11 protein-coding genes are annotated in these 16658 nt (G+C 66.1%); 7 read left to right on the top strand and 4 right to left on the bottom strand.

All coding sequences use genetic code 11. The annotated features are described in order from the left end of the window. Window positions 1–5: 5 nt before the first annotated feature. Both F7R26_RS11005 and F7R26_RS11000 read right to left on the bottom strand, forming a co-directional pair. Window positions 6–2735: a UPF0182 family membrane protein gene (locus F7R26_RS11005; RefSeq protein WP_150983627.1), complete on the bottom strand. Its 2730-nt coding sequence runs from the start codon at window positions 2733–2735 to the stop codon at window positions 6–8. A gap of 384 nt (window positions 2736–3119) precedes the next feature. After that, the gene (locus F7R26_RS11000) at window positions 3120–4022 is read right to left on the bottom strand and encodes a LysR family transcriptional regulator (protein WP_150983626.1); all 903 of its coding nucleotides are present in this window, start codon (window positions 4020–4022) and stop codon (window positions 3120–3122) included. Between the two features lie 286 nt (window positions 4023–4308). Between F7R26_RS11000 and F7R26_RS10995 the strand changes: the two genes are divergently transcribed. The 4 genes from F7R26_RS10995 to F7R26_RS10980 all read left to right on the top strand — a co-directional run bounded on the left by F7R26_RS10995 (window position 4309) and on the right by F7R26_RS10980 (window position 8971). After that, window positions 4309–5289 (top strand): hydroxymethylglutaryl-CoA lyase, encoded by a 981-nt coding sequence (locus F7R26_RS10995; RefSeq protein WP_150983625.1) that lies wholly within the window; start codon window positions 4309–4311, stop codon window positions 5287–5289. Further along, window positions 5279–6433 (top strand): CaiB/BaiF CoA transferase family protein, encoded by a 1155-nt coding sequence (locus F7R26_RS10990; protein ID WP_150983624.1) that lies wholly within the window; start codon window positions 5279–5281, stop codon window positions 6431–6433. Before F7R26_RS10995 ends, F7R26_RS10990 begins: the two co-directional genes overlap by 11 nt. 69 nt (window positions 6434–6502) lie before the next feature. Next, window positions 6503–7492, top strand: a complete 990-nt coding sequence (locus F7R26_RS10985; protein ID WP_150983623.1) for a Bug family tripartite tricarboxylate transporter substrate binding protein — start codon at window positions 6503–6505, stop codon at window positions 7490–7492. Window positions 7493–7714: 222 nt separating this feature from the next. Then, window positions 7715–8971, top strand: a complete 1257-nt coding sequence (locus F7R26_RS10980) for a serine hydrolase domain-containing protein (protein WP_150983622.1) — start codon at window positions 7715–7717, stop codon at window positions 8969–8971. Here F7R26_RS10980 and F7R26_RS10975 read toward each other — a convergent pair. After that, entirely contained in the window at window positions 8968–10272 is a 1305-nt protein-coding gene (locus F7R26_RS10975) for an EAL domain-containing response regulator (RefSeq protein ID WP_150983621.1), read from the bottom strand. The genes F7R26_RS10980 and F7R26_RS10975 overlap by 4 nt on opposite strands. Further along, window positions 10269–13019 carry an ATP-binding protein gene (locus F7R26_RS10970; RefSeq protein ID WP_150983620.1) on the bottom strand — a complete coding sequence of 917 codons (2751 nt, stop codon included), beginning with the start codon at window positions 13017–13019 and terminating at the stop codon, window positions 10269–10271. The genes F7R26_RS10975 and F7R26_RS10970 overlap by 4 nt, the downstream gene beginning before the upstream one ends. A 183-nt stretch (window positions 13020–13202) precedes the next feature. Here F7R26_RS10970 and F7R26_RS10965 point away from each other — a divergent pair, with 183 nt between their 5' ends. The 3 genes from F7R26_RS10965 (at window position 13203) to fmdA (ending at window position 16631) form a co-directional block, all read left to right on the top strand. After that, entirely contained in the window at window positions 13203–14513 is a 1311-nt protein-coding gene (locus F7R26_RS10965) for a helix-turn-helix transcriptional regulator (protein ID WP_193692058.1), read from the top strand. 208 nt (window positions 14514–14721) lie between these two features. Further along, window positions 14722–15234, top strand: a complete 513-nt coding sequence (locus tag F7R26_RS10960; RefSeq protein ID WP_150983618.1) for an AmiS/UreI family transporter — start codon at window positions 14722–14724, stop codon at window positions 15232–15234. A gap of 164 nt (window positions 15235–15398) precedes the next feature. After that, window positions 15399–16631 (top strand): formamidase, encoded by a 1233-nt coding sequence (gene fmdA, locus F7R26_RS10955; RefSeq protein ID WP_150983617.1) that lies wholly within the window; start codon window positions 15399–15401, stop codon window positions 16629–16631. The last annotated feature ends 27 nt before the right edge of the window (window positions 16632–16658 follow it).

Raw genomic sequence — 16658 nt, 5'->3', positions numbered from 1 at the left:
GTTCGTCATTTCTGCGTATCGGCGCGCCCGGCGCCGAGCGCTTCGAGCAGCGGCTTCAGCGCGTCGAGTTCCGCGCCAAAGCCGCCCCAGTCGCCCGCCTTCAATCGCTCCATGGCGCGGTCATAGTGGGCGAGTGCCTCGCGGGCGCGGCCGTCTGGTGGGCCACCGGGCGCGGCCACCACCGGGGCCGCCTCCTTGAAGAGCGCCGCCAGCGCCGCGCCCAAGGTTTCCTCCATCACCACATGGTCGCCATAGGCGGCGATCACCCGTTTGAGCTCTGGCAACTGACCGGACTCCGCGCGCAAGTACAGCGGCGAGACGTAGAGAATCGAGTTGTCGATGGGCACGACCTGAAGGTGGCCGCGGATGACGCGCGAACCCATCTGGTTCCACAGCGAAATCTGCTGTGAGATCTCGGTGTTTTGCTGGATGCGCGCCTCGATCTGGAATGGCCCATAGACCAGCTTGTCCTTGGGAAAGGCATAGACGACGAGCTTGCCGTAGTCAGGCGGATCGCAACGCGCCGCCAGCCACGCAATCATGTTCTCGCGCTGGCTGGGCACCATCGGCAGCATCAGCACGAATTCGGCGCGCGGCTGCGCGGGCAGCCGCACGATCATGTAGTAGGGCGTCATGGGCGTGCCGGGGCCGGTGCCCGCATCGATGTCGGCCTGCTTGCGCGGGAACTGCCAGAGATCCTCGCGGTTGTAGAAGACTTCCGGCGTTTCCATGTGATAGGCGCGGTAGACCTGCGCCTGGATCAGGAACAGGTCTTCGGGGTAGCGGATATGCTGCTGCAGGTCTTGCGGCATCGCGCCCAGCGGCTTGAACAGCCCCGGGAAAATGCGCTGGTACGTCCGCACCACGGGATCGGCGGGATCGCTGATGTAGAAATCGGCAGTCCCGTTATACGCATCGATCACCACCTTGACGGCGTTGCGGATGTAATTGTCGCCGTCACCGGTGCCCGGCTGGGAGTATGGGAACCAGCGGCTGGTGGTGTAGGCATCCTGGATCCAGAAAAGCCGCCCGCCGGCGACGACGATGTAGGGGTCATGGTCCAGGCTGAGGAACGGGGCGATCGTACGCACCCGGTCCTGGATATTGCGATGGAGCAGGATCCGGCTCGCGGGCGTGATGTCGCTGGTCACCAGGATGTTGGGATCGTCGAATTGCCAGGCGAAGAGGGCCTGCAGCGCCATGCTGCCGATCGCGATGCCGTCACGCCCGTGGTAGGTCGTATAGACGTTCTTATCGCCTTTGGGGTAATCGAATTCGGGCGTGTTGCCGTTGACGATCACATAGCCCTTGCCGCCTTCACCAAAGTACAGGCGCGGTTCACCGATGGGCGGGCCGCCGCTGGAGGCGGGCGGAATATCCTTCAGGTAGAGGGTAGGCAGGCCCTCCGCGGATTTCTCCGTGACCGGCGACATCACCACGCCATTGCCGTGGGTGAACAGGAGATGCAGGTTGACCCAGGTTTGGGCATTGGCCGGAAGCAGCGACGGCTCCAGCTCCCGCGCCGAGAGCATCACCTGCTGGTAACGGGCGTCGAAGCGGTAGCGGTCGATGTCCGTCGCCAGGAATTTGTAATAGGTCCTGATCTCCTGCAACTGCGCGTAGGTATCACGCAGCGGCTGCAGATCCCACAGGCGGATGTTGTCGATGGTCGGGCGATTGGCCTGCAGCGCGGCGAGATCGAGGTTCTGCTCGGCGGGAAACGGCTTTACCGAGATTTGCGCCAGGCCATAGGCGTCGCGTGTCAGCGCAATATTGTGGGCGATATAGGGCGTCTCCAGCAGCAGTTCGTTCGGCTTGACATAGAAACGCTGGAATAGCGCCGGGTAGATCAGCACCAGTACCAAGGCGCTGCCGAACACGGCCAGCGCCGAGGCGGCAGGAATGCGATAGCCCCGCCAGCGCATATTGGCCCATGAAGCGGCTGCGGCCGCGGTGGCCAGGCCGATCAGCGGCCACAGGACTGGCAGCCCCACGTGGATATCCGTATAGCTGGCGCCCACCACCACGCCGTTGTCCCCATAGAGCAGCAGAAAGCGGTCGAGCCAGTAGGACCAGGCCTGCAGCAGGAAGAACAAGCCCAGCAGGGCCGAGCCGTGGGTGGCGGCCGCAGGCGAAAGCCCGCGCGGCGAGCGCATGCAGGCGATGTCGCCGCGCATTCCGCACACCGCGGCGGCGGCCGCCGCGCAGCAGCACAGCAGCAGTAGCAGCCAGTTCCTCAACGCAAGATAGGCGGGCAGCGAGAAGAGATAGAAGCCGATGTCCTTGCCAAAGATCGGATCGGCCTTGCCAAAGGGCACCTGGTTGAGGTAGCGAAGCACGAGGTCCCAGTCCGGGATTTCGCTGGCGGCGAGCAGCAGGCCCAGCAGGACGGCGGCACCGGCGATGGCGGCATGCCACGGCAGGTGCGGCGCGACTTCGCCGACCAGCTCGCTCAGGACCTCCGCCCTCCAGGAGCCGGGCGGGCTCGCATAGTGGTGCGCCAGCGCTCCCGATACCCAGATCGCGCCCGCCGATGCAGCGAAGACCGCAGCGAACAGAAGCAACTTGGTGACAAGGACCGTCCAGAAGACGTTGACATAGCCGATGGAGGAAAACCACAGCCAGTCGACCAGCATGCCGGTGAGGCGGCCGATGACGATCAAGCCGATGATGCCAACCGCAACCCTGGCGGCAATATGCCTCAGGCGCAGGCCGGATATCGCTGCCGAGCGCATCGATCATGCTCCTTTGCCGGACCGTCATCCGTGGCCTGCGGCTGCCCGCAACAAGGCGAAGGTCCAAGCTGGCCCGGCCCGACAATTCATTGTAGGTGGGGATCATCCGGCAGCGGATGGACATTTACGGGCTGTTTATGCCTGGCTGATAGCTTTCTACGCCATTTGCATGGGCGAGTTCTTAACCTGTGGGCTGTCACAATTCGGTGAGCAACATCATGCCGCACAGCCGCAATGCAGCACTCCGCACAGGCCAACCTCATCACGGTGGCGGGTATTACCTGAAACTGACCGGATGCCTGCTGGCCCTCGGTTTGCTGTACGCCCTGTCATCGTGAAACCAGTCTGCGCCGACTGCGCAAGGCGACGCACGCAGGCGTGCCGTCAGCCTGCTGCCTTTTGTTCCAGGTAGTCCACCAGCAGCCTTGCCGCTGGCGAAAGGCTTGCCTCGTCGCGCATGCAGATTGCGAAGCGGCGCTGTGCCCAGCTATCGGCGAGCGGGATCACCCGTACGCCAAAGCTGGCGTAAGTGGGCTCGACCACCTCGCGGGGCATGATGGCAAGACCCAGATTCGCGCGCACGCAGCGCAGGGACGCATCGAACGAGGAAACCACCACGCGGTATGCCATCGGCAAGCCGATGATGGCCGCGGCGCGCGCGAGCATGGTGTGCACTGCCGTCTGCCCGGGCAGCCCGATGTGGTCGAACTCCAGCGTTTGCGCAAACGTGCAATCCGGCTGGCCAGCGAGCGGATGCTCGGGATGCACGATGGCCGCCAGGGCATCGCCGCGATAGGGGCGGGTCTGGAATCCTTCCAGATCCGCGGCATCCCAGCAGATGCCCAACGGCGCGGAGCCCTCACGCAATGCGCGGACGAGGTCGCGGCTGAGGCTTTCCTCGACGGTGACGCGGATGTCCCGGTGCTCGGGCACCTGCAGGAAGCTCGCGATATCGTCGGGCAGCGACTCGGCCATGCACGATACGGTGGCCAGCAAGCGGACTTGCCCCTTGATGCCGGTCCCGTAGTCGGCCATGTCGCGCTCCACGCGATCAGCCGCGGCCAGCATGGCGCGAGCGTGCTCAAGCAGGATCTCACCCGCCGCGGTCGGGATCACGCCGCGCCGGCGCCGCTCGAACAGCGTCACGCCCACCGTGTCTTCCAGCTGCGCCAGCCGCTTGCTGATGGCCGAAGCCACGATGTGTTGCTGTTCGCCGGCGCGCGCCATGTTGCGGGTCTCGCAAACCGCAACAAACAGGCGCAGGGAGGTGAGGTCTAGATCACGCATCGAAAGCCTTCCACGGTGGATTTCCAATCTGGAAATCAAGTGCGGCCATCTTAACGTTTCTTGTCATCACCGGAAATTCCTCGGTCTGGACGCGAGCGGTGGCACGTGGCACCTCGTGTGCGGCAGTCGGCGGACCGCTGGCTTGGGGGACGCATCGGCGTGACTCGTTCAGATGTTCCAATCCGGAATGCCAGCGCTTCTTGATTACCGCTTCTGGCCTGTGCCGGAACAACATAGAGTGCATAGGCCAGACCAAAGCACCAACCTCCGAGGGGACACTGATTCAATGACAAGGCACACTCAATCGGCACCGCGCCAGGCCGTGATCCGCGAGGTCGGGCTGCGTGACGGGCTGCAAAGCATCGCCACCATCCTGCCGACTTGCGCCAAGCGCGAGTGGATCCAGGCGGCCTATGCGGCGGGCCAGCGGGAGATCGAAGTCGGCTCGTTCGTCCCGGCCAAGCGATTGCCGCAACTTGCCGACACGGCGGAACTCGTGGACTTTGCCAGGTCGCTGCCGGGGTTGTTCGTCTCGGTTCTGGTGCCGAACCTGCGGGGCGCGGAGAACGCCATCGCCAGCGGCGCGGACCTGATGCTGGTGCCGCTGTCCGCCAGCCATGCGCATAGCCTGGCCAACCTGCGCAAGACCCCTGACGAAGTCGTGGCCGAGGTCGCCAGGATCCGCGCCGAGCGCGACGCGGCCGGCTCCCGCACGCTGATCGAAGGTGGCGTGGGCACGGCCTTTGGCTGTACGATCCAGGGCCATGTGGATCCGGACGAGGTGCTGCGGCTGATGCAGGCCCTGCTGGACGCGGGCGCCGATCGCGTGAGCCTGGCCGACACGGTGGGCTACGCCGATCCCGGCATGGTCCGCCGCCTGTTCGAACGCGCCACGGCAATGGCCGGCGACCGCCTCTGGTGCGGGCACTTCCACGACACGCGCGGACTCGGGCTGGCCAACGTCTATGCTGCCCTGGAGGCCGGGGTGACCCGCTTCGATGCCTGCCTCGCCGGCATCGGCGGCTGCCCGCACGCGCCCGGCGCCAGCGGCAATGTCGCCACCGAAGACCTGGCCTACCTGCTGGGCAGCATGGGCTTCGATACTGGCATCGATATCCGCCGTCTGCTGGCGCTGCGCGAGCGCGTGGCCGGCTGGCTGAGCACGGAAACCCTGCACGGCACGCTGTGGCGCGCCGGCCTGCCCAAGACATTTCCCGCGTCGGTTGCCGATGCGGCTTTCCGCCTGAGAGAGAACCATGCACGCTGAACATGCCTCCTTGCCGCTCGCCGGCGTCCGCGTGGTTGAGTTCACGCATATGGTGATGGGCCCGACCTGCGGCATGATCCTCGCGGACCTGGGCGCCGAAGTCATCAAGGTCGAGCCGCCCGGTGGCGACAAGACCCGCAACCTGCCCGGCCTTGGCATCGGCTTTTTCCGCTCGTTCAACCGCAACAAGAAGAGCGTGGTCATCGATATCACCACCCCGCAAGGGCAGGCCACGGCAGTGGAGCTGGTTGGCCAGTGCGACGTGTTGCTGGAGAACTTCCGCCCGGGGCTGATGGCGAAATGCGGGCTGGATTACGCCACGCTGTCCGCCAGGTTTCCCAAGCTGATCTACGTCTCGCACAAGGGCTTCCTGCCCGGGCCCTATGAACACCGCCTGGCGCTAGACGAAGTCGTGCAGATGATGGGCGGCCTGTCCTACATGACCGGGCCCAAGGGCCGCCCGCTGCGCGCCGGCACCTCGGTCAACGACATCATGGGCGGCATGTTCGGCGCCATCGGCGTGATGGCGGCACTGCGGGAGCGCGACCGCACCGGCAAGGGGCAGGAAGTGCAGAGCGCGCTGTTCGAGAATTGCGTGTTCCTGTCGTCCCAGCATATGCAGCAGTTCTCGATGACCGCCGAGCCGCCGCCGCCGATGCCGTCGCGCGTGTCCGCCTGGAGCGTCTATGACGTGTTCACGCTGGCCGAAGGCGAACAGCTCTTCATCGGGGCCGTCAGCGACAAGCAGTTCAACACCCTGTGCGACGTGCTGCAACGTCCCGACCTGGCCGCCGATCCGGCACTGGCCACCAACGCCATGCGGGTGGCGGTGCGCCCGGCATTGCTGGAGCGGCTTGGCGAGATTCTCAAGGACCACCGCGTGCAAGCGCTTGCGCCGAAGCTTGAAGCCGCGGGCATTCCCTACGCGCCCATCATGCGTCCGGAGCAACTGCTCGATGACCCGCACCTGAGAGCAAGCGGTGGCCTGGTGCCGATGCAGACCGAGGACGGCGGCACCACGGACGTTGTGCTGTTGCCGCTGTTGATGGGCGGACGCAGGCCCGGCGTGCGCATGCCGCTGCCGGGCATTGGCGAGCACAACGACGAAATCCTGTCCGGCCTGGGCGCGCATAGCCCGGACTGAATCTTTCCGCATTGCCACGTGGCTTCGGACGGCCACGCGGACCAGAACGATAAACATACGGAGACAGACATGGCATTCCCCCTTTGGCGCCGGGCAGCACTCGGCTTGGCCACTTCGGCTATCGCATTGACGCTTGCCTTGCCGGCCGGCACCGTGCTGGCCCAGGGCTCGGGCCGGCCGGTGCGCCTGATCCTGCCGATCAGCGCTGGCTCGGGCGTGGACGCGATCGCACGCGCTGCCGGGCCTGCGCTGGGCAAGAGCCTGGGCCAGCCGGTAGTGATCGAGAATCTTCCCGGCGCCGGCGGCATGACCGGCGCGGCGGCGGTGGCCAAGGCGCCACCCGACGGCACCACGCTGGGCCTGTTCTCCAACAACCACGTGATCAACCCGAGCGTGTACAAGAAGATGCCGTTCGACGCGATCAAGGACTTCACGCCCATCAGCGTGATCGGCTCGACGCCGCTGGTCCTGGTGGTCAACCCCAAGGTCCCCGCCAGGAACGTGCAGGAACTCATCGCCTTGCTCAAGGCCAAGCCCGATTCGCTCAACTATGCGTCGTCGGGCAACGGCACCATTCTCCAGCTCGCCGCCGAGATGTTCCTCGATGAGGCACATGTCAAGGCTCGCCATGTGCCTTACAAAGGCACCGGACCGATGATGACCGACCTGATCGCGGGCCAGGTGGAGATGGGTGTCGTGGCCTTGAATGCCGTGGCGCCGCACCTGAAGAGCGGATCGCTGCGCGCGATCGGCCTGTGCGGCGCGACGCGCTCGCCGGCCGCGCCGGATATCCCCACCATCGCAGAACAAGGCTTGCCCAACTACGCGGTCGAGGGCTGGTTTGCCGTGGTAGGCCCGGCGGGGCTGCCGCCGGTCGAGGTCAAGCGCCTCAACATGTTGTTCGCCAGGGCATTCACCAGCCCGGACGTGCTGGAAGCGATGAAGAAGCAGGGCAATACGATCAGTCCCGGCACGCCGGAGGCAGCCGCCAGGTTCTTCCAGAGCGAAGCGGCGCGCTATGCGGCCCTGGTCAAGAAGGCCAATGTGACCCTGGAGTAAGGGCAGGGGCCGCATAGCGCGTCGCATCGTGTGGTGAGTCGGTGCGATCCGGGCGGCAGACGCCGGCCCACCGCTTCTCCGGTTTCATTGCGTGTTGCCATTGCCCGCGCGGCCCGCTTGGCGTGGGCAGGCGCCGATGTCATGATGGCGAGGTGCGAGCGAGCGGCAGTTCCAGCCAGCGCGCCGGCATTTCACCTACGGTATCAATGAGGAGACACGGATATGCAAGGCAGGCAAACGCAGGGGATGTCGCGCGAGCGGCTTGGGCGGGTCGAACGTTTCATCGACGACGCCTATATCGCGACCGGCAAGTTGCCCGGCACGCTCATCCAGGTGTGGCGGCGCGGCGAGTTGGCGCTGAACTCGGTGTTGGGCCTGGCCGACCGCGAGCGGCAGGTTCCGTTGGCCGAGGATTCGATCTTTCGCATCTATTCGATGAGCAAGCCGGTCACCTCGGTGGCGGTCATGATGCTGGTCGAGGAATGCAAGATCGCCCTGGACGATCCGGTCAGCAAGTACATCCCGGCATGGGAAAACCTGGGCGTCTACGCCGGGGGCTTCATGGAGAGCTTCCAGACGCGCCCGGCTGCGCGCCCGATGCTGGTGGTCGACCTGCTGCGCCATACGTCCGGCCTGACCTATGGTTTCCAGCAGAACACCAACGTCGACGCGGCTTACCGCAAGCAGATGCTGGGCGAACTCGCCACCGGCGGCACGCTGGACGACATGATCGGGAAGCTGGCCAAGCTGCCGCTCGAGTTCTCGCCGGGCGAGGCCTGGAACTACTCGGTCGCCACCGACGTGCTGGGCTACCTTGTCGGCAAGATCAGCGGAATCCCTTTCGAGACCTTCCTGAAGGAACGCATATTCGATCCGCTGGGCATGGTTGACACTGCCTTTCACGTGCCGCAAGACAAGGCCTCGCGCTTTTGCGCCTGCTACGCCGTCGGCTCGCTCGGTTCGAAGGTGGTATCCGCGCGCGCGCCGGTCCTGCAGGACGATCCCCGCACCAGCCCCTACCTGAAGCCGCCCAGCTTCATCTCCGGCGGTGGCGGCCTGGTGTCCACCGCGGCGGACTACATGCGCTTCGCACGCATGCTGTTGCAAGGCGGTGAGCTGGATGGGGCGCGCCTGCTGGGGCCGAAGACCCTGGCGCTGATGACCGCCAACCATTTGCCGGGCGGCGTGGACCTGCCGCGCATGTCGCGCTCCATGTTCAGCGAAGCCACCTATGATGGCGTTGGCTTCGGGCTCGGCTTCGCCACCACGGTGACGCCGGCGACCACGTTGATTCCCGGCAGCGCCGGCGACTTCTTCTGGGGCGGCGCGGCCAGCACCTTCTTCTGGGTCGATCCGCAGGAGGACCTGATCGGACTGTTCCTGACCCAACTGCTGCCGTCGTCCGCCTACCCGGTGCGCCGCCAGCTGCGCACGCTGGTCTACAGCGCCATCACCGAGCCGGGGGCGGCGGCACGCTAAGCGCCTGGCGAGCCGCGACCCGTGGCCTCCCAAACGCTGCCAAGCACGTCCCCCTGCCCAATGTCGCAACCCTCCCATTTGAAGAACTGCAGTTCTTCCGAGCTGGCCAGGCCATTGGCCAGCACCTGCATGCCGAGCGTGTGTGCCAGCGCGATCACGGCACGCGCGATGGCGGCGCGTTTGGCATCGGTTGCCACGTTACGCACGTAGTCCTGGGGAATCTGCAGCCGGTCGGGCAGCAAGCGCTGCAGGTTGGCCAGCGAGATGGGCGTGTTGCCAACGTCGGCCAGCGTGACGGACGCGCCTTGCTCCTGGATGCGGGCGCAGGCCAGGCGGGCGGCTTCGGTGGCGGTGCCCAGCAGGAGGCCCGGCAATTGCAGGTCGAGCACGCTGCCGGCCTGGGCGGTCTCGCGCAGGTATTGGCGGAGCAGCTCCGGCAACGCCAGCAGTTCGGACTCCTCGGCGCCGGCCATGAGCGGCAACAGGATGGGGACGCTGACGCGGGCCGCGCCGGATAGGGCGGATTGCGAATCCGCGTGCCAGGCTAGCGCGAGTTCGCACGCGCGGCGCAGCAGCGCGGCATTGATCGCGCCAATGAGGCCTGGGCTGCGCACGTGGCTGGCGATTTCGGCGTGCGGCATCCAGCCGGTGGGGCTCGGCCACGCCGGCAGCAGCGCGATGGCCGCGACGGCGGCGGAGCCCAGGTCGAACTGGGAAACGGCTTGCAGCCGGTACTGGCCGCTGTGCAGCGCTTGTTCGATGGCGGCTTCGATCCGCGCGCTACCTGCCTCGGCGGCCGTGCGCTCGGGCGCGCGCGGCACGCCTTGCGCGTGCGGGGCCGGCTGAGGCAGGGCATGAGCTTGCTGCAAGGCTTTTACGTACTGGTACGCGCGCAGGCCGCCGATCACGACGGAGGTCAGCTTTTGCGCGGTCATCTCCGTCTTGAGGAAGTAGCCATTGATCTCGTAGCCGGTCACCACCTCGCGCTCCGGCGCCATGCCGGGATGCCCGGTGCGCAGCACGATCTGGAGGTCGGGGTTGCGCAGTTGCTCGCGGATGTAGCGCACCGTGGCCAGGCCGGCATCGTCGGTCTCCATCACGACATCGAGCAGCACGAGTGCGGTATCCGGGTGAGCGGCGAGGTGGGCCCTGCAGGCTTCGCCGGAATACACGCTGTGGAACTGGATCTTGCGCCCGGAGAAGGTCAGGTCGGTCAGCACCAGGCGCGTGATCTCGTGCACGTCGGGGTCGTCGTCGACCAGCAGGACCTGCCACGCGGGCATCGATAAAGAGGAATTCATGGCAGAGTCCTGGCGGATACGATCGGGATGGTGGCCTTCGCCGAGGGCGTGATGCGGGGCATGCGCAGGGTGAAGACGGTACCGCAGCCATCGGTAGTGCCCGCATGGCCCACGGTGATGGTGCCGCCCAGGCGCTGTGTCACCAGGTTGTAGACCAGGTGAAGGCCCAGGCCGCTGCCACCCTTGCCGCGGCGCGAGGTAAAGAAGGGCTCGAAGATCTTCTCATGCAGGGCATCGGAAATGCCGCTGCCGTCGTCGGCGTAGCGGATCACGACTTCGTCACCGGCGGCGAGCCGGGCGGCGATGCGGATGGTGCCGCGCACAGGGCCCGTGTCGCCGCTGCCGAATGCGTGCACCAGCGAGTTCATGACCAGGTTGGTGAGGATCTGCGCGATCGCGCCGGGGTAGCCGTTCATGGCGATGCCGGCCGGGCAGTCGATCAGCAATTGCACGTGCGTGTCGCGCAGGCGCGGGTCGAGGCTGACCACGGTCTCGCGGATATAGTCGCCCAGGTCGAAGCTGCGCCGTTTTTCGCTGGTCTGGTCGACCGCCATCTGCTTGAAGCTCTGCACCAGCTCTGCCGCGCGGTTGGCGTTGGACAGCAGCAAACGGGCGGATTGCGCGGCGTCCGACAGGTAGCGTTGCAGCGCCTCGGGTGCCAGCTCGTTGCTTGCCACCAGCGCCTGCGTGGCGCTGGTGCGGTCCTGCAGGTAGGAGGCGGCGCTGACGGCGATGCCCACCGGCGTGTTGATCTCGTGCGCCACGCCCGCGACCAGTCCGCCGAGAGAGGCCATCTTTTCCGCATCCACCAGGTGCTTGCGCGCGGACTCGAGATGGCGCAGCGACTCCATCAGTTCCGCCTGCGCCAGCTCGCGGCTTTCGTGTGACAGCACGATCCACCACGCGCCGAAAGCCAGCAGCGGCAAGGTGGCCGAGTACACGCGCAGCAGCAGGCCGCCCGTCCCGTCGGCGTGCGAGGCATGCCCTTCGCCGATCAGCCGGTAGGCGAGCAGGAACACGGCGCCCATGGCCGCCGCGGCAATCACGAACAGGCCGAGGAAACGCGCCAGCCGCCGCAGGAAATGCGGCGGCAGTATCCGCAGGAAGCTGCCTTGCCACGGCGCCGCCTGCGTTTGCGCGGCGGCGCCGGGCGCCTTGCAGGCATCGTGGCAATGGTTGTCCAGGCCGCAGCACAGCGAGCAGATCGGCCCCGCATAGAAGGGGCAGTGCGCCATGTCCGGTGCTTCGTAGTCGCGCTCGCAGATGCAGCAGCGGATCGGCTCGTCGGCGTGCTTGTCGAGGGGGTTCGGGTCCTCCCGCGCGATGTAGTACCGGCCGCGGGTCGCATAGGCGATCAGGATGGCGCTGGCGAACGAAGCGCCCAGCGCGATAAAGGCGCAATAGGCTTGCGCCAGCGCGCCAAGCAAGCCGGAGTAAGCGCCGATGCCGGCGAGCGAGGCGATCAGCATGGCGCCGCAGCCCACCGGGTTGAACGCATACAGGTAGGCCCGGCGGAATTCGATGTGCCGCGGGCTGATGCCCAGCGGCTTGAGCACGACAAGGTCGGCCGCCAGGGCGCCGAGCCAGGCGATCACCAGGTTGGAATACACGCTCAGCACGGCCTCCAATGTGCTGAAGATGCCCAGCAGGGTGAGCAACAGCGCGATCAGCACGTTGAACACCAGCCAGACCACGCGGCCCGGATGGTAGTGCGCCAGCCGCACGAACACATTGGACCAGGCCAGTGAGCCCGCGTAGGCATTGGTCACGTTGATCTTGATCTGCGACACGAGCACGAACAGCATCGCCACCGCGAGCACCACCTCGGGCCGATCGAATACCTGCCCGTATGCCCACACGTACATGTGGATCGGCTCCATCGCATGATTGGCGGGCACGCCTGCTTGCAGCGCGAGCACCGCCAGCAGGCTGCCCGCCAGCACCTTGAGGCCGCCGATCACGATCCAGCCCGGGCCCGCCAGCAGCAGCGCGCTCCACCAGCGCCAGCGGTTCTGCGGCGTGCGGTCGGGCAGGAAGCGCAGGTAGTCCACCTGCTCGCCAATCTGGCCCATCAGCGAGAACAGCACGCCGGTGGCGGCGCCAAATGCCAGCACATTGAATGCGGGCGAGGCCGCATCGCGCCCGGTGAATGCCGCCCATTGCGCCAGCACGCCGGGATCGTGGCGCAGGATGTAGGCGAAGGGCAGCACCAGCAGCACCGCCCACAGCGGCTGTGTCCACATCTGCAGCTTGTTGATCAGCGTGACACCGAAGAACACCATTGGCACGATCACCAGCGAGCAGACCAGGTAGCCCACTGTCAGGTTCAGGCCGGTGGCAATGGCGAGCGCCTGGGCCAGGATGGCCGACTCCAGCGCGAAGAAGATAAAGGTGAAGGACGCGTAGATCAGCGAGGTGATGGTGGACCCGGCATAGCCGAAGCCCGCGCCGCGCGTGAGCAGGTCGATGTCCACATTGGCCATGCTGGCGTGGTATGCCACCGGCAGCCCGATCAGGAATATCAGCGCGCAGACCAGCAGAATGGCCGGGAAGGCGTTCTGGAAGCCAAAGCTGAGCGTGACGCTGGCGCCGATGGCTTCCAGTGCCAGGAAGGACACGCCGCCGATGGCCGTGTTGGCCAGCGTGAATGGCGACCAGCGCCGGTAAGAGCGCGCCGCATAGCGCAGCGCGTAATCCTCCAGCGTTTCGTTCGCGACCCAGGATTGGTATTCTCGTTTGATGCGCATGGCGTGGTGGCTTCGGGTGCGATCCGGGTCGGGACGGATGGCTGGCAGCGGGCGCTCCGATTATTGTCTGAATCCGCCCCTCGCGCAATGACATGCGCGCCGCGCGGGAAGGGGTGCGCAACGCGCTGCGGCATGCCGTGCGGATGCTGCGCGGCAGCATGGCGCGGCGCCTTGACATTTAGGGTGTCAGCGCAAACACTGGCCGGCAGTCCTCATATCGAAGAGGCTGGGGGCAGCGTCGCAGCGCGCTCGCCGCTGCCCGGATCCGCTGTGCCCGATGCCATGGAGAATGCGCGGTTGCCCGCCCAGAATGCCGATAGCGCCGATAGCGCCGATCCCCAGGCCGGGGAACTGATCTACCGTATCCACGCCGCGCGCGATGATGATGGCTGGCGCGGCGTGGTTGCGCTGGTGCGCGATCAGTTCGCCGCGGGCGCGGCCGTGCTGGCGCGGCGGCACCTGGCCGGCGGCCAGGGCGCGGTGCTGCACGGCGCCCCGGACGACCCGGCGTTTTTTCGCACCTTTGCGCAGTACTCCGCGCGCAACCCGTGGTTCCTCTCCAGCACGGCCTACCAGCCCCTGCAGGTGATCAGCGGCGAAGACATGCTGGGCAGCGGCGACCTGGTCCGCACGGACTACTACCAGGCGTTGCTGCGGCCTCATCGCTATCTGCATCGCCTGTGCGGGGTGGTGGCGCGCGAGGCGGATGTCGTCTACTACCTTGAGTTGTACCGGCGCGAAGACCAGCGGCGCTTTGCCAGCAAGGAGAAGGCGGAGTTCCGCGGCCTGCTGGCGCATATGGCGCTGTCGCTGGAAAACCGCTGGCACCGCCACAGCGCCGCGGACCTGAGCCAGGCGCTGATGTGCGTCATCGACGGCCATCCTAACGCGACCTTCCTGGTGGAGCAGGATGGGCGCATCGTCTACTGCAACCGCAGCGCGCAAGCACTGTGCGGGCAGGGCAGCGGCCTGTACCGGGATGGCGAGTATCTTGCGGCGGTGATGCCGACCGACCACCGCACCTTGCACGAGATGCTGGCCACGCTGGCCGGGGCTTCCCAAGGACTTCCCTCCAAGGCCGGTGACACGCGCGACCCCCGCCCGGGCCAGGCCACGCTGGTGCCCACGCAGGTGCTGTCGGTTTGCGCGCCCGGCTTTGCCTTGCCCACGACGCTCACGTTGCAGCCCGCCGGTGCATCCATGCGCAACGGGCTGGGCGAGGCGCGCGCGCTGGTGGTGGTCAGCGCGCGCCGGCAGGGTGCGGAGCATGCGCACCACGATTGCCTGTTCGCGCGCCAGTTCAAGCTGAGCGAGGCCCAGGCGCGGGTCAACGCGCTGGTCTTCGCCGGCCACTCCATCGCCAGCCTGGCGCAGCTACTGCACGTGTCCGAGAACACGGTGCGCAGCCACCTCAAGCAGATCTTCCAGAAGACCGGCACCCATGGCCAGATGGAATTGGTGCGCCTGCACGCGCAGCATTGCCCGCCGGCCTGAACGTCCCTCACCTGGCCATCGCGCCGCTGCCTTATCCGTTGCCTCATTCAACTGGGTGAGGCCACCTCACCCAGCCACGTGATGCGCAGAATCCTCGTCGTGAAGGATTCGCATCTTCGCGGGCCTGCTTATAGTTGACCCGTCGCCACGCGGCCGCCGGCGCCAACAGAAAAAGAACAACCAGAACCCGTCACGGAGGAGATACGCCATGCTAGGCCTGACGTTGCTTTACGTAGGTGCCGTGCTGTGCCTGAACGGCTTGTGGCTGCTGGGCAAGATTGGCGACCGCGAGATCTGGGTCGTCAATATCTTTGCCGGCGGGGTGACGATGCTGGTGTCGCTGCGGCTGATCTTCGGCGGCGAGGCGGACAGCGCATCCATCAAGGCCGGTGCGCTGACGCTGCTATTTACCTTCACCTATCTGTGGGTTGCGCTTAACCGCTTCAACGGTGCGGATGGGCGTGGCCTGGGCTGGTTCAGCCTGTTCGTGTCGGTCACGGTGATTCCCGTCGCCATTGATGCGCTGCGCCATGCCAGCTCCGTCTGGGATACCTGGTTCGCCTGGTGCTGGGTCGGCTGGGGCGTGCTGTGGTTCCTGTACTTCCTGTTGCTGGCGATGCAGCGCCCGATCCTGAAGTTCACCGGCGTTGCGACCGTCCTGGCAGGTATCGCCACTGGCTGGCTGCCAGGCTATCTGCTGCTGAGCGAATCATTCAGATAGACCGCAAGGACATACCGCAAAGTCAGACCGCAAAGGTCGACCACAACGCGGCGGCGGGCAGCCGCACGCGACCAACGCTGATCCAGGCATGCAGCCAAGGCGGCTGCATCGTTTCACGGCCGCAATCCGGCGATTGACCGGACACACACCAAGGAGACAGGCACATGGCAGATACCCTGATCAAGGTCGATCTCGCGCAATCGGCGTACGAGAACGAACAGGTCCACAACCGCTGGCACCCGGACATTCCCATGGCTTGCTGGGTCAATCCCGGCGACGAATTCATCCTGGAGACCTATGACTGGACCGGCGGCTTCATCAAGAACAACGAGTCGGCGGATGACGTGCGGGACATCGACCTGTCCATCGTCCACTTTCTCTCCGGGCCAGTGGGCGTGCGCGGTGTCAAGCCGGGCGACCTGCTGGTGGTCGACCTGCTGGACGTAGGTGCCAAGCCCGAAAGCCAGTGGGGCTTCAACGGCTTCTTCTCGAAGAAAAACGGCGGCGGGTTCCTGACGGACCATTTCCCCCTGGCGCAGAAATCCATCTGGGATTTCCACGGTGTCTACACCACGTCGCGCCATGTGCCCGGCGTGGAGTTCGCCGGGCTGATCCATCCCGGGCTGATCGGTTGCCTGCCCGACCCCAAGCTGCTTCATACCTGGAACGAACGCGAGACAGGGCTGATCAAGACCGACCCCGATCGCGTGCCGCCGCTGGCCAACCCGCCCTTTGCCGCGACCGCCCATATGGGCAAGCTCGTTGGCGACGCTGGCAGGCGGGCGGCAGCCGAGGGCGCGCGTACGGTGCCGCCGCGCGAGCACGGCGGCAACTGCGACATCAAGGACCTGTCGCGTGGCTCCAAGGTGTACTTCCCGGTGTATGTGGATGGGGCGGGGCTGTCGGTTGGCGATCTGCACTTCAGCCAGGGCGACGGCGAGATTACCTTCTGCGGCGCCATCGAGATGGCGGGGTGGGTGCACATGCGGGTGAGCGTGATCAAGGACGGCATGGCGAAGTACGGCATCAAGAACCCCATCTTCAAGCCCAGCCCGATCACGCCGACCTACAACGACTACCTGATCTTCGAAGGCATCTCGGTGGATGAACAAGGCAAGCAGCACTACCTGGATGTCAACGTCGCCTACCGGCAGGCCTGCCTGAACGCGATCGAATACCTGACCAAGTTTGGCTACTCGCGCGCGCAGGCCTACGCCATCCTGGGCACGGCGCCGGTGCAGGGGCATATCAGCGGCGTGGTGGACATCCCCAACTCCTGCGCCACGCTCTGGATACCGACGCAGATCTTCGACTTCGATATCCGGCCGCAGGCCAATGGACCCACCGTGCATATCAAGGGCGGTGCCGACGTCCTGCTGTCGCAGGATGTGGCCTGAATGCCGACCTGAGCGCAAGCCAGAGAT

The organism is Cupriavidus basilensis, from assembly GCF_008801925.2.
Taxonomy (GTDB): Bacteria; Pseudomonadota; Gammaproteobacteria; order Burkholderiales; family Burkholderiaceae; genus Cupriavidus; species Cupriavidus basilensis.
The sequence above is the reverse complement of the archived record's forward strand: the minus strand, read 5'-3'. Positions and strand labels throughout refer to the sequence as shown.